General features: G+C 63.9%; 15 protein-coding genes and 1 tRNA gene. 12 read left to right on the plus strand and 4 right to left on the minus strand.

Translation table 11 applies throughout. The annotated features are described in order from the left end of the window. Positions 1-25 precede the first annotated feature (25 nt). From FFS20_RS08570 to FFS20_RS08590, 5 genes are all read left to right on the plus strand, one after another. Entirely contained in the window at positions 26-415 is a 390-nt protein-coding gene (locus FFS20_RS08570; RefSeq protein WP_249356747.1) for a MarR family transcriptional regulator, read from the plus strand. 94 nt (positions 416-509) lie between these two features. Continuing rightward, on the plus strand, positions 510-1,130 hold the full coding sequence (locus FFS20_RS08575; protein ID WP_137825439.1) for a DsbA family protein: 621 nt from the start codon (positions 510-512) through the stop codon (positions 1,128-1,130). Then, positions 1,127-1,615: a nucleoside deaminase gene (locus FFS20_RS08580; RefSeq protein WP_137825440.1), complete on the plus strand. Its 489-nt coding sequence runs from the start codon at positions 1,127-1,129 to the stop codon at positions 1,613-1,615. The genes FFS20_RS08575 and FFS20_RS08580 overlap by 4 nt, the downstream gene beginning before the upstream one ends. A gap of 36 nt (positions 1,616-1,651) precedes the next feature. Continuing rightward, positions 1,652-1,972, plus strand: coding sequence for a multidrug efflux SMR transporter (locus FFS20_RS08585; RefSeq protein WP_137825441.1), 321 nt, complete (start codon positions 1,652-1,654; stop codon positions 1,970-1,972). Positions 1,973-2,014: 42 nt separating this feature from the next. Then, the gene (locus FFS20_RS08590) at positions 2,015-2,443 is read left to right on the plus strand and encodes a multidrug efflux SMR transporter (protein ID WP_137825442.1); all 429 of its coding nucleotides are present in this window, start codon (positions 2,015-2,017) and stop codon (positions 2,441-2,443) included. An 881-nt stretch (positions 2,444-3,324) separates the two neighbouring features. On the opposite strand, the gene FFS20_RS08595 is transcribed toward FFS20_RS08590, so the two are convergent. Then, on the minus strand, positions 3,325-3,816 hold the full coding sequence (locus FFS20_RS08595; RefSeq protein WP_137825443.1) for a YajQ family cyclic di-GMP-binding protein: 492 nt from the start codon (positions 3,814-3,816) through the stop codon (positions 3,325-3,327). 159 nt (positions 3,817-3,975) lie between these two features. On the opposite strand from FFS20_RS08595, the gene FFS20_RS08600 reads away from it, so the two are divergent. Continuing rightward, positions 3,976-4,057: transfer RNA gene (locus FFS20_RS08600), tRNA-Tyr, on the plus strand. 76 nt (positions 4,058-4,133) lie between these two features. Here FFS20_RS08600 and FFS20_RS08605 read toward each other — a convergent pair. After that, a complete protein-coding gene (locus FFS20_RS08605; protein ID WP_137825444.1) occupies positions 4,134-5,660 on the minus strand; it encodes an MFS transporter in 1,527 nt (508 codons plus the stop codon). Positions 5,661-5,833: 173 nt separating this feature from the next. Here FFS20_RS08605 and FFS20_RS08610 point away from each other — a divergent pair, with 173 nt between their 5' ends. Beyond that, positions 5,834-6,424 (plus strand): TetR family transcriptional regulator, encoded by a 591-nt coding sequence (locus FFS20_RS08610; protein WP_137825445.1) that lies wholly within the window; start codon positions 5,834-5,836, stop codon positions 6,422-6,424. Positions 6,425-6,470: 46 nt separating this feature from the next. Here FFS20_RS08610 and FFS20_RS08615 read toward each other — a convergent pair whose 3' ends face one another. Both FFS20_RS08615 and FFS20_RS08620 read right to left on the minus strand, forming a co-directional pair. After that, positions 6,471-7,835, minus strand: coding sequence for an MFS transporter (locus FFS20_RS08615; RefSeq protein WP_137825446.1), 1,365 nt, complete (start codon positions 7,833-7,835; stop codon positions 6,471-6,473). Positions 7,836-7,958: 123 nt separating this feature from the next. After that, the gene (locus FFS20_RS08620; RefSeq protein ID WP_111473052.1) at positions 7,959-8,174 is read right to left on the minus strand and encodes a heavy metal-associated domain-containing protein; all 216 of its coding nucleotides are present in this window, start codon (positions 8,172-8,174) and stop codon (positions 7,959-7,961) included. A 227-nt stretch (positions 8,175-8,401) separates the two neighbouring features. Here FFS20_RS08620 and FFS20_RS08625 point away from each other — a divergent pair, with 227 nt between their 5' ends. From FFS20_RS08625 to FFS20_RS08645, 5 genes are all read left to right on the plus strand, one after another. Further along, positions 8,402-8,620, plus strand: a complete 219-nt coding sequence (locus FFS20_RS08625) for a ferredoxin (RefSeq protein ID WP_212743309.1) — start codon at positions 8,402-8,404, stop codon at positions 8,618-8,620. Beyond that, entirely contained in the window at positions 8,617-9,876 is a 1,260-nt protein-coding gene (locus tag FFS20_RS08630; RefSeq protein WP_137825447.1) for an FAD-dependent oxidoreductase, read from the plus strand. Before FFS20_RS08625 ends, FFS20_RS08630 begins: the two co-directional genes overlap by 4 nt. An 18-nt stretch (positions 9,877-9,894) precedes the next feature. Then, positions 9,895-10,146 (plus strand): CDGSH iron-sulfur domain-containing protein, encoded by a 252-nt coding sequence (locus FFS20_RS08635; protein ID WP_232623868.1) that lies wholly within the window; start codon positions 9,895-9,897, stop codon positions 10,144-10,146. A 316-nt stretch (positions 10,147-10,462) separates the two neighbouring features. Beyond that, positions 10,463-11,335, plus strand: coding sequence for a heavy-metal-associated domain-containing protein (locus tag FFS20_RS08640; RefSeq protein WP_181365657.1), 873 nt, complete (start codon positions 10,463-10,465; stop codon positions 11,333-11,335). Continuing rightward, positions 11,322-13,658, plus strand: coding sequence for a heavy metal translocating P-type ATPase (locus tag FFS20_RS08645; protein WP_137825448.1), 2,337 nt, complete (start codon positions 11,322-11,324; stop codon positions 13,656-13,658). The genes FFS20_RS08640 and FFS20_RS08645 overlap by 14 nt, the downstream gene beginning before the upstream one ends. The last annotated feature ends 93 nt before the right edge of the window (positions 13,659-13,751 follow it).

Below are 13,751 nucleotides of genomic sequence, written 5' to 3' on the forward strand. Positions count from 1 at the left end.
GCAGGTCACGGCGATCGTCGCCGCGGTGGACGCGACACTGGGCAAATGGCTCGTCGATAATTACGGCATCGGTCTGACCGAGTATCGTGCAGTCCTGCATTTGAGCAGAACCTCGGACCGGGAGTTGCGTATCACCGAGCTCGCCCACAGGGTCGGCCTCAACCAGAGTTCTGTGACCCGGCTCGTCGGCCGCATGGAGGACAAGGAGCTCGCGTTCCGGGACGCCTGCCCCGACGACGGGCGCGGGGTCTACGCCGTCATTACCGAGAAAGGCCTCAACTCCGTGGCAGAGATCCGCGAACCCTACGAAGCGAAGATCTGCGAACTCCTCAGCGGGGCAGCCAGGCAGTACCCGCAGTTGGACCTCGGTGACCTCGACCGTTCCTTCGAGACCATCAGCAAGCTCGTCTCGTAAGGTTGCCAACCCTGGAGAAGGAGGGGCGATCTCTACCGTTATATATGCATGCACATACAAACAGAATACATATTGAACCGAAAGGATGACCACCATGACTACGAAAATCGATGTCTTCGTCGACTACGTCTGCCCCTTCTGCTTCCTCGTCGAGGGAGCGATCGAGGAACTCAAGCGTGACCGCGACGTCGACGTGACGATCCGGCCCTTCGAACTGCGACCGGATCCCGTTCCCACTCTGCGCCCCGAGGACGACTACCTGCCGCGGATCTGGAGAGACGCCGTCTACCCGATGGCCGACCGGCTTGATGTTCCCATCACCCTGCCGACGATCTCTCCCCAGCCGCGCACGGAGAAGGCGTTCATGGTGCTGCAACTGGCCCAGGAGCAGGGCAAGGCCGAGGCGTACTCCGAGGCGATGTTCAAAGCCTTCTTTCAAGACGACCGGAACATCGGTGAAGATGAGGTGATTCTCGACGTGGCGGTTTCGGTCGGACTCGATCGGGCGGAGGCCGAACAGGCCCTTCGCAGTGAGGAACGACGTGCCCGGCAGCAGGCAGATCAGGACTACGCGGTCAACGCCGTGGGCGTCACCTCCGTGCCAGGCATCATGGTCGAAGGTCAGCTCCTACGCGGGGTGCCCAGCGCCGCTCGGCTGAAGAAGACTGTCGACACGCTCGTCGAGGGCGCGACGGCCGCCGAGGGCCGATCATGACTTCCGTCCCATCGGATGTCCTCGTCCAGGTCATGGATGAGGCGGTCGAGAGGTGCCTCGAGCATGTCGAGGCCGGAGGGTTGCCCTTCGTCGGCGTGCTCGTCGACGGCAGCGGCGTCATCTCCGGATTCGGCGTCAACCGGGTGCGGGAAACCGGTGACCCGACCGCTCACGCTGAGATCGTCGCCATGCGCGAAGTGCTCAACGCAAATGACCGCGACGACCTCTCCGGCACCACGCTGGTGGCCACCGGAGAGCCCTGCGGACTGTGCTATCGCTTCGCGATCGATCACGGCGTGGACGCCATCTACGTCGCCGTCGATCGCGACACCGCTGCCGAATGGGGCTTCGACTACCGCACCAGCTACCCCTCGCTGGGCATCACCGAAGAGCTCCGGTCCCACCTCTTCAACCACCTTCCGACAGAACGGGGAAATGAACCGTTCTCCCGCTACTTGCACACACAGACCAATTACGGACGCTGACCAGCGTCCGAATGCACCCTTGAAAGGACAACCATCATGAGCTGGCTCTACCTCGGCATCGCCATCATTTTCGAAGTCGCCGTCGGCATCTCTGCCGGAAAGGCGCAGGGCTTCACCAAACTTTGGTGGAGTATCGCCACCCTCGTCAACGGCGGCATCGCCACCTTCTTCCTCAGCCTGGCCCTGCTGACCTTCGACGTCGGCGTCGGCTACGCGCTCTGGACCTCCCTGGCCGGTGTCGGCATCGTCATCCTCGGCGCACTCTTCCTCTCTCAGAAGCTGACTTGGAAGAAGCTCCTGGGCATCGGCGTCGTCATCGCCGGCGTCGTCGGCCTCAACCTCGCCGGCACTGCCTAATCCCGCGTTCACTTCACCCATCTCGAGAAAGGAATCTCACCCATGACTTCCACCGCAGCTCACGAGACCACCACTGTCGAAACGACTGAGAAAAAGGCCGGCGCCTGGTTCGCCCTCCTCCTGGCCGGAGTATTCGAAATCGGATATGCCCTCAGCGTCAACGGCAGCGCGGGCTTCACAGACCTCACCTGGTCCCTCGTCGCGATCGTCTTCTTCCTCTTCACGCTGTTCTTCCTCAGCGTGGCCCTGAAAAGGATTGATGTCGGCATCGGCTACGCCGTCTGGGCCGGCATCGGTGCGGTCGGGGCCGCCCTGCTCGGGCCGGTGTTCTTTGACGAAACCCTCACCCTGGTTAAGGCCTTCTGGCTGGCCGTCATCATCGGCGGAGTGATCTGGCTCAAGCTCGCCGACAGCCCGAAGCTTGAGAATAAGGACGACACCGCCACTACCTCCCCGGACCTGCATCAGTGACCTTGGCTCGGCCCGCCCCCGCCCGCACCGTGGCTCGAATCGCCACGGCCGCCGGCGGGGGCCTCGCCGCGTTCTACACCTTCTACACCACAGCGCCGAGCACTCTCGACGCACTCGGCATGTCAGCCGGAGCCCAGATCAGCATCGTGATGCTGATGGTGGTGGCCATCCAGCCACTCCTGCTCCTGGGGCGGAACTGGGTCAAGAACCGTCGCTTCGTCGTGACGATCGCACTGGCGTGCATGGGCCTGGGAAGCGCGATCCTTCCGGTGGCAGTCCACTGGCCAGGCTTGATCCTTCTCGGGCTCGGTGTCTGGCTCGGCGCCGGCTCAATGTTCTGTTCGCGATGGTCAGGGCCGAGGCCTTCTACGAGGCGAAGACCCCGGCTGCTGCTTGACAATGAATGTAACGGGCGTCTCACAGCGGCGTGCAGGTCGAGGATCCGAAGTGCGGGTCGAAGCGGACTTTCCGTGTCTCGGAGGAGCTGGTGGAACTCATATAAGCGCTTATTGCTACTTACCGGATTCGTGAAGATGACCGCTGCCAATGGCTGTTAACTGACGGCGGGACTCTGTTCCAGCGGGGGAGAGGCGGCCACTATTGGCGGGAAGCTCGATCGAAGTGCGGTATGGAAGAGTACACGTTTCATGACCTCTGGAACTTATATGCTTAGGGCCTCATCGCCTCAGGCTGCGACATGGTGACCGTGCATCACGCGATTAGACACTTGGCGCCGTCACCCGCGTTATACCGGTGCTCAAATCTATGGCCGAACGCGGACGACAAACCCCGCACCGCCGGCACCGCCCTGATGGACTCAGTTATCCTTCTGCGGACTCTGTGCAGACTGGAACGGGTTCTGCCTTGCAATCTCGCGGAGACTAACGGTAGTTCGTGAACTGCAGGTCGACGTCGAGGTCCTTGCCCTTGAGGAGGGCGATGACCTCCTGGAGGTCGTCGCGCTTCTTCGAGCTCACGCGCAGCTCGTCGCCCTGGATCTGCGCCTTGACCCCCTTGGGTCCTTCGTCGCGGATGATCTTCGAGATCTTCTTCGCCTCGTCCTTGTCGATGCCCTCCTTGAGAGAGGCGTCGATGCGGTACTCCTTGCCCGAGGGGTAGGGCTCACCCGAGTCGAGGGACTTCAGGGAGATGCCGCGCTTGACGAGCTTCGATTGGAAGACGTCGAGGACGGCCTTGACGCGTTCGTCGCTGTTGGCCTTCATGAGGACGGCTTCGCCGCTCCACGCGATCGAGGCGTCGGTGCCACGGAAGTCGTAGCGGGAGTTGACCTCCTTCGCCGCCTGGTTGAGGGCGTTGTCGGCCTCCTGGCGGTCGACCTTGCTGACGATGTCAAACGATGATTCGCTGGCCATGGAAGCTCCTTCTTCAGGTGAGAGTGATGCCGGTCGGAACCCGTGCCTGGTCTGCAGACGAGTCTAGTCGAGAGGGGCCGGTGTGACCTGCGTCAACCGAGTTGGCAATCGCGACACGGGCCTAGTATTCTTCTTGAGTGCTCTTCGAGCGCCAACTGCGGCAGATTGCCCGAGCGGCCAAAGGGAGCTGACTGTAAATCAGCCGGCATTGCCTTCGCAGGTTCGAATCCTGCATCTGCCACGCAGACTCACAGGGCCCGATGTTCAGCGGAAACGCGTGAACATCGGGCCCTGTGGCGTTCTCTGCGGGCGTGGAATCACTTGCCGGTGGGCTGCACGTGTCGCAACCGTGTGGCGGCAATGATCGCAGTCAGCGCAGCGATGATCGCCGAGATGACAGCGGCAGCGTTGAGGCCGCTGCTGAACGCCTGCTGCGCTGCTTCGACCAGCGCATCACCGAGCTGGGCCGGCAACTCGGACGCGACAGCGAGAGCGCCGTCGACTCCGGATTCGGCTGTTGCCGCGGCCTCGTCCGGGAGGCCGTCGGGCAGGAGTTCGGAGATTCTCGACCGGTACGCGAACACCCCGATGCTGCCGATGATGGCCACACCCAGAGAGATTCCGAGGTCATTGGCCGTCGTCGCCAGGCCCGATGCACCGCCGGCCTTCTCCGGCGGCACTGATCCGACGACGAGGTCGGTCGTCAGCGCCATCGCGGGCGCCACTCCCGGATATGTCAGCGCGAAGCTGGCAATCACCAGGGCCAGTCCAGTGCCCTCATCCAGCTGCGTGAAGATGCCGTACCCGACCACCTGCGTCGCCAACCCGATCGCGATGACATTCCCCGGTCGGAATCGTCGGGCGAACACCGGCGCCAATGTCGAGACGACGATGAGCACAACCGCGGCCGGGAGGATCGCGAATCCGGCCTGTAGAGGCGACAGTCCCTGCACCGACTGAAGGTAGGTGGTGAACAGGGAGTAGACCCCTCCGAGCGCTGCCGCAGAGAGCATGAACACGATGAGGGCGGCGCTGACTGTTCTGTTGGCGAACAGCCGCACATCCAACAACGGTCGCTCGGCACGCAGCTGCCGGATGACGAACCACAGGCCCACCAGCGCTCCCGCGATCAGCAGGCCGATCGACGGGCCCGCGGGCTCCTGCGCTGCGAAACGCTTGATTCCGTAGATGATGGCCAACAGCGAGGCGACGAGGAGCACGGCACTGAAGAGGTCGATGCGGGCGTTGGGATCCCTGTGCTCAGGAAGGAGCAGGGGGGCACCGATCGCCACCAACACCATGACAGGGACGGCGACGAGGAAGGTCGCCTGCCAGCCGAAGCTCTCCAACAGGATTCCGCTGAGCAGGGGTCCCAGCGCGACACCGGCTGAAATTCCGCCCGCCCAGACGCCGATGGCAATTCCCCGTGCTTTGGCATCGGCGAACATGACGAAGATGAGGCCGAGAGTTGAGGGCACCATCATCGCTCCGAACAGCCCCAGCACGGCTCGCCAGGCGATCATCATGCCCGGATCGGTCGTCATCGCGGCCGCGATCGAGATCGCGCCGAACCCGATCGCACCAATGACCATGAGCAGCCGTTTGCCGACACGATCACCGACGACGCCCATGGCAACGAGGAATCCGGCCATGACGAAGCCGTAGATGTCGAGGATCCACAGCAGCTGAGTGCTCGTCGGCTCAAGGTCTATGGCCATGCTCGGCGCTGCCAGGAAGAGAATGGTGAGCATCATGAACAGCAGTGTCGACGGCAGGACGAGTGTCGCCAGCCCCCACCACTGCTTGGCTCCGGTGCGTGCCGGTGCCTGCGGGTCGCCGGTCATCGGGCACCCCCATAGCTGTGTCGTGAAGTTTTCATGATCAGTCCTCCTTCGATTCGGACGACGGGCCATTGGCCCCTGATAACTCATGCATCTGAGTACGAGTTATAACCGTGATACTATCTCATTCATTCCCGTACGAGTTAGTTTTCTGATCCGATTTCCGAGGTGAGCCGATGGCTGCGAAGAACAATGAATCCAAGCAGGCCAACCAGCGTGCCGACGCCCAACGCAATCGTGCGGCGATTCTTGCCGCAGCGCCTCGAGCGCTGCGGAAGAACCCGGATGCGTCGATCGCTGAAATCGCCGCGGAGGCGGGAGTGGGGAGAATGACGCTCTACGGGCATTTCAAGAACCGCGCCGAGCTCCTCGATGCCGCGCTGTCCGATGCTTTGGAGCGAGCCGAGGCCGTCCTGTCCGCAGTTGACATCGACGGCGAAGCGGCCGGGGCGTTCGCCCGCCTGATCGAACCGAGCTGGACGCTGCTCGATCAGGTGAGCACTCTGCTGGTGGCGGCTCAGAACGAGATCCCGGCCAGCCGAATTCGCGAGATGCACGAGAAGGCTGAGGCGCGATTGCGGGGGCTCCTTGAACGCGGTCGTTCTCAAGGAGCGTTTCGCAGTGATCTTTCCGTCGAATGGCTGCTCGCCGTCACCCACGCGGTGATGAACGCCGCTGCTGAGGAATCAGCAGCGGGCAGGCTCGATCCGAAGGAGGCGACTGGTTACATCGTCGCCGTTCTGCTCAGCGCATTCGCCGCGGACTGAGAGCTTGGAGTCCTCGCGGATCCGGGAGGGTGGCCGATGAAGCTCGTCAGATCGGTTTGACACAGCCGCACTGAGCCTCGCGCAGGGTGGCCTCGCCTCTGTTGTCGACTGCCGCACGCTCGTCGACCGAGCACACCCCGTCCGCGCCCCGATGGTTGGGCGCGTCGACTTCCGACCCTGTGCTGTCGATCCCGCTGGGTTCGGGGTCGGCCTCTTCGAGGGGGTGCGAGGGCCAGAGCAGAGGTGCCGTGATGGCTCCCGCGATGGTGAGCATTGCCAGCACGCTCCAGGCCCAGCCCAAGCCGAAGGTGGTGCCGAGCCAGCCGGCGATCGGGTAGGTGATCAGCCACGCAAGATGCGAGAGCGAGAACTGCGCAGCGAACGCAGCGGGCAGTCCCGAATCACTGACCGTGCTGCGGATGACTCGTCCGGTCGGGGTGACGATGAGAGCCATCCCGGCGCCGATGAGCACCCAGAGCGGCGCGGTGATCGCCCATTCCGCAACCGCGGAGAACGCCATGACGACTGCGCCGATCATGCTCACGGACAGGACCGCGGCACCGACGAACATGACCGTCCGATCGGCGACGCGGTCGAGGATCGGCGGAATCACAAGAGCCGCGATGAGAGTTCCCATCCCAGAAGCGGCGAGCATCCAGGCGACATCGGCCTGTGTGCCGCCGAGGATATCGCGGACATAATTGACTGTGTTGACCACTACGATCGACCCTGCACCGGCCACAGCGAAATTGAGTGCAAGGATGCCACGCAGCTGAGCGGTGGCGAAGAACGTCGCCGCCCCGGCAGACAGTCTGTCCCAGACCCGAGACTGCCCGGTGTCGGCGGCATTCGGGATGCGTGTGGACAGCACGAGGCCGGCGGAGACGATGAAGCCGATCGCTGTGCCGATGAAGAGCCAGTTGAACGTCATGAACGTCAGCGCTACCGCTGCGAGGACCGGGCTGAGGAGGCTCTCCATGGTGTACGCCACCTGAGAAGCCGACAGCGCACGGGTGTACTGCGACCTATCGGTCACGATGTCAGGGATCACAGCCTGAAACGTCGGAGTGAATGCCGCTGAGGCGGACTGCAGCACTCCCACGAGGACATAGATCTGCCACACCTCGGTGACGAAGGGCAGAGCGAGGACGACACCCGCCCGGACGACATCGAGGACAGTGAGGAAGGCTCTCCGCGGGAGCCGGTCGGCGTAGGCACCGGCGATGGGAGCGATGACGACGTACATGACCATCTTGATCGTCAGGGCCGTCGCGAGAACTGCCCCTGCGCTGGGACCGGAGAGGTCATAGGCCAAGAGGCCGAGCGCGACGGTGGCCAGCCCGGTGCCGAACAGGGCGATGATCTGAGCGCTGAACAGGTGCCGATAGTCGCGAATCGCGAAGAGCTTCATTGTGGGGCCTCCTGGAATCGGGCAATGGTGTGCGAGAGGTGGTGACAGGCGCGGTCCTGACGTGACGAGCCCCGGCCCGAGCCGGTGATCACCGTGGTCGGGCCGGGGCTCACTCAGCAGAGTTCACTGCCGGGTGTCAGCGAATCTGTAGCCGGCGCCTTCGACGGCGGCTTGGACGGCTTCATCGCTGACCGGCTGGTCGGCCGTGAGAGTGATCCCGCCGGTCGACAGGTCGACATCGACATCGGTGATGCCGGGAATCTGCTCGACGGCCTCGGTGATCTTGCCGGCGCATCCGCCGCAGGTCATTCCCTCAACCACGTAGGTGTTCGTGCTCATTGCTGTGGACTCCTTCTCTCGACTGGTTCCCAGTCGTTCTCGGTACTCATAGCCCACGGAAACCCTTGGGCGCGGGAGCGGGCGACGTCGGCGGCAAGGGGAAGGGCGCCACCGAACCCGTACTCCGTTGCAGGACTTCCGCTTGCGAAGAACACTATACCCCAGTAGGGTATAAATCAACTCGTACTCGGATGAACGATTTCGAGTGAGTTCAGGAAAGGACAGTGATGAGGGTGAGAATCAACGTCGATCGAGGGATCTGTGCGTCCAATGGACTGTGCGCACTCAGCGCCCCCGAGGTCTTCATGCTGGACGACGATCTCGTCCTGCACTACGACCAGCGTCCTGATGAGGTGTGGCTCGACGATGTCAGGGCCGCCATCGAGAGCTGTCCGGTTCGCGCGATCACCTTCGTGGAGTTCGGCGCCGGTGGGGGACAGCCATGAGTCGCTGCGGCTGGGAGAATCAGCGCGTCGTCATCGTCGGCAGCGGCCTCGCGGGGTCTCGCGCATCGACAGCACTGCGCAAGGCGGGCTTCAGTGGTCATATCACGATCATCGATGGCGATGGCGATGCTGATCATGATCGTCCTCCGCTGACCAAGGGCCTGCTCAAGGGCACGCAGCGGGAAGCCGACATCCGGTTCGCGCGGGCCGACAAGCCGACTGCTGACGCCTTCATCGCGAAGACTGTCGTCGCCTCCTCGATGCGCGAGAGGCGCCTGTTCCTCGACGACGATTCGACCATTCGCTTCGACGGGCTCATCATCGCCTCGGGTCTGCGTCCGAAGCGTCTCTCCCATGGGATGGGTTCCGCTGATGTGCCGAGCGTCCGCACTCTGCGTGACGCGCAACGGCTGCGTGCGACCCTGATGAAGGGGCGGGGGCGGTCGGTCGTCATCGGCGCCGGGTACATCGGCACCGAAGTCGCAGCCGCCGCCCGGTCGAGAGGTTGGCAGGTCGACCTCCTCGCTCGCACGGCCCAGCCGCTCGAGCATGCACTCGGGCGCCCGGTCGGTCAGTACATCGGCGACATCCACTATCGCCATGGAGTCAATCTCATGCCGGAGTGCACCGTGACGGAGGTCGCCAGGACCTCGGACGGCTTTCGCGTCGACGTCGACGGTCGGCGATCACTCGATGCCGAGCTCGTCGTCGCCGCAGTCGGCTCCCTGCCCAACGTCGACTGGCTCGCGGGGGACGATGTCCTCATCGACGACGGTGTGCGAACCGACAGCCGACTGCGTGTCCTCGACCGCTCTGGAAAGCAGTGGACTGCCGTGGTCGCCGCCGGTGATGTCGTCCGCTGGCCGCACCCGCTCTTCCCCGTCGAAACCGTGCGTGTCGAGCATTGGTCGAACGCCGCGGAGCAGGCCGCAAGCGCCGCGCGGGTCCTGCTCAGTGAGCTCGATGGGCGCGAGCACCCTGCCCAGCATGACCCCGTCCCCACGTTCTGGTCCGACCAGTACGACCAGAAGATCCTCGCCGTCGGAATGCCCCACCTCGCCGACCGCGTGGCCATCGCCGAAGGCAGCCCGGCTAGCGGGCGGTTCGTCGCCGTCTACACACTCAACGACTACCTCGTCGGGGCGGTCGGGGTCGGCAGTGCCTCGAGCCTGGCCCGTCATAGGCGGGTCATCGCCGAGGAGGGCGCGGCAATTCGCGCCGGAACCTTATCCCCTGGGCCGGGCCCAGGGCACTGATATCAGGGAGGAAAGAACATGAGCATGACGCCGGGATCCGAGGGCTCCACCCCTCCGACCGCAATCAAGGTCGTCGACGACGGACCTCTCCAGGTCAAGGGAACATTCCAGGTCACTGACGGCGGCGGTGGAATCTACGAGGTCCAGCACCGGGCGGTCTTCCTCTGTCGGTGCGGACATTCCGCTGCCAAGCCGTTCTGCGACGGCAGTCACAAGCGGCACGGTTTCACCGATGCCGGTCGTGCGGAGGATCACGGAGAGAAGGACTAGATTTATACCCTAGGGGGGTATAGTATCCATGAACCGAGCGAAGGGAGAGACGGGTGCCCACAATGGAGATCACTGCACCGAAGAAGGGCCGCTGGCCACGTGGCGGGAATGACCAGACTGGCGTTGACGCAACAGCGTGCAGAGTTCGGCTGCGCGACAGCGAAACGAGGAGGGTCTGATGCGCGCACCGGTGAAACTGACGCTCTTCGGCGTCGGCCTCGTCGTCCTCTTCGGCGCCGCCTCGGTCACGGCCAACGCCGTTGTACCGCAGGAAGTCGTCGACGACTGGACGAAGGGATCCGGCGACCATGCCGAGATGAACAGCGACGATGAAGCAGGGAGTGCTGACATGAATGGAGACAGGGGAATGGAAGGGATGGACCATGCCGGTGCGGGCATGGCGATGGGCTTGAGTCAGGCTGAGAACGGCTTTGCCATCGCCGGGGTGACAGCCCCGACCGAGACCGGCAGTGAGGGTCAACTGGCTCTGACGGTGACTGACACCACCGGTCAGGTCGTCACAGACTTCGAGAGGGAGCACGAGAAGGAGCTCCACCTCATCGTCGTGCGCGCCGATGGCCAGCAGTTCCGTCACGTCCATCCGACGATGGACCCGAACGGGCAGTGGACGATCCCATGGTCATGGGACGAAGCCGGAGAATACCGAGTCTTCGCTGATTTCGTGCCCGCGGGAGGGGACGGTCTGACCCTGTCGACCACAGTCTCCGTCAACGGGGACTTCACTGCTGCTCCGGCCGAGACAGAGGTCACGACCAGCGACGTCGACAGTTATGAGGTCTCAGTCGCCGGTGACCTCATCCCCGGGCAGAATTCCGCTCTGACACTGAGCGTGACAGACGGGGGCGCACCAGTCACAGCCCTCGAACCGTATCTCGGTGCATTCGGCCACCTGGTGGCGTTGCGCGAGGGCGACCTGGCGTACATGCACGTGCACCCAGAAGGCGAAGAGCCGGACCCGGACGATCTGTCCGGCCCCGACGTCACTTTCATGGCCAACGTCCCGACGGCTGGACGGTACCTGCTGTACTTCGATTTCCAGATCGACGGAACGGTGCGTTCTGCACCCCTCGTCCTCGATGCCGGCGACGAGGGTTCCACGGTGTCCCTTCCACGAGCAGACAATGCTCTCAACTCGCAGAGTGACGGTGATGACGATGAGCACAACTGAGGCCTCCGCGGCCGCTGGCCAGGATGTCGAACTCCAGATCGGAGGGATGACCTGCGCATCCTGCGCGAACCGCATCGAGAAGAAGCTCAACAAGCTCGAGGGCATCACCGCCAGCGTCAACTACGCGACGGAGAAGGCCAGTGTCACCACGCCCGACGGGTACGACCCGCAGCTGCTCATCGCCGAAGTCGAGAAGACCGGATACACCGCGAAGATGCCGGCTCCCAGAGCCGAGGGTTCCAGCGATGCTCCTGGTGAGGATCCCGAGTCAGTCGAGGACGCAGAACTGCGGTCACTGCGGAACCGCTTGCTCACCTCAGCGGTTCTGGCTGTGCCCGTCATTGCTCTGGCCATGATTCCGGCACTCCAGTTCGACTACTGGGGATTCGCGTCTCTCGTGCTCGCCGCTCCCGTGGTGATCTGGGCAGGCTGGCCGTTCCACCGTGCGGCCTGGATGAATCTCAAGCACGGTACGGCAACGATGGACACCCTCATCTCGGTCGGCACCACCGCGGCACTTCTGTGGTCGATCGTCGCCCTGTTCTTCGGCACGGCTGGCGACCGAGGGATGACCCACGCCTTCGAATTCACGATCTCCCGATCCGACGGGCTCAGCTCGATCTATCTCGAAGTCGCCGCGGGAGTGATCACCTTCATCCTCCTCGGCCGCTACTTCGAGAAACGATCGAAGCGACGCGCAGGAGCCGCTTTGAGAGCCCTCCTCGAACTTGGGGCTAAAGACGTCGCGATTCTCCGCGACGGCAAGGAGCAGCGCGTCCCGATCGAGGAGCTGGAAGTCGGCGACGAGTTCGTCGTCCGCCCCGGCGAGAAGATCGGTGCCGACGGAGTCATCGTGTCCGGGCGGTCGGCGATCGACGCTTCGATGCTCACCGGAGAATCGGTGCCCGTCGAGGTCACTGAGGGCGACACGGTCACCGGTGCCACAGTCAACGCGGGAGGCCGACTCGTCGTGCGCGCCACCCGCGTCGGCTCCGATACGCAGCTGGCACAGATGGCCAAGCTCGTCGAAGACGCCCAGTCGGGCAAGGCCGAAGTCCAGCGCCTGGCCGACCGCGTCTCAGGGGTGTTCGTTCCCGTCGCGATCGGCATCTCCGTGGTCACTCTCGGTGCCTGGATCGGAGCCGGATTCCCACTCGCGGCCGGGTTCACCGCCGCAGTGGCCGTGCTCATCATCGCGTGCCCGTGCGCTCTGGGGCTTGCGACGCCCACAGCACTGCTCGTCGGAACCGGACGGGGAGCTCAGATGGGAGTGCTCATCAAAGGTCCCGAAGTTCTCGAGTCCACACGCAAGGTCGACACCATCGTCCTCGATAAGACCGGGACGGTGACGACCGGCAAGATGACGCTGACCGGAGCGTACGTCGCCGACGGGGTCGAGCGATCTGAGCTGCTCCGTCTCGCCGGTGCCCTCGAAAGCGCCTCTGAGCACCCGATTGCCCAGGCGATCGCGGCGGGTGCATCATCGGAGATCGGTGAGCTCCCCGTGCCGGAGTCGTTCGGCAACGTCGAGGGGCGCGGAGTCCAAGGGATCGTCGATGGTCATGCCATCGTCGCCGGACGGGAGAGTCTGCTCGCTGACTGGTCGGTGCGCCTTGACGGTCGCCTTGCTGAAGCGAAGCGGAAGGCCGAAGCAGAAGGCAAGACAGCGATCGCCGTCGCCTGGGATGGAGCGGCGCGCGGGGTGATCGTCGTATCCGACCGGATCAAACCGACGAGCGTCGAAGCCGTCTCCCAGTTCAGGAAACTCGGTCTCACCCCGGTCCTGCTCACCGGCGACAATCGGGCGGTTGCCGAGCAGGTGGCTGCCGAGGTCGGCATCGACGAGATCTTCGCTGAGGTTCTGCCCAAGGACAAGGTCGATGTCGTGACCGATCTGCAGAAGAGGGGAAAGGTAGTCGCGATGGTCGGCGATGGCGTCAACGACGCTCCAGCCTTGGCTCAGGCCGACCTCGGGCTCGCGATGGGCACCGGCACCGATGTGGCGATCGAAGCCGCCGACATCACCCTTGTGCGCGGGGACCTGCGCGCAGCGGCAGACGCGATCAGGTTGGCGAGGAAGACGCTTGGGACGATCAAGACCAATCTGTTCTGGGCCTTCGCCTACAACACCGCGGCGATCCCGCTCGCTGCGTTCGGTCTGCTCAACCCGATGCTCGCCGGCGCGGCCATGGCGCTGTCCAGCGTGTTCGTCGTCAGCAACAGCCTTCGTCTGCGCGGCTTCAAGGGTCAGGCCGATGTTCGCGCGATGGAGGTGTCCGAAGCAGTCACCGACAGGGCTCCGCGCGATCCCGTCAGCGCCTGATCCACGCAGACTCACAGGGCCCGATGTTCAGCGGAAACGCGTGACCATCGGGCCCTGTGGCGTTCCCGCCCGGTTCTGTCATGACACCGACAT

Source organism: Brevibacterium sp. 2SA, from assembly GCF_005502845.1.
Lineage (GTDB): Bacteria > Actinomycetota > Actinomycetes > Actinomycetales > Brevibacteriaceae > Brevibacterium.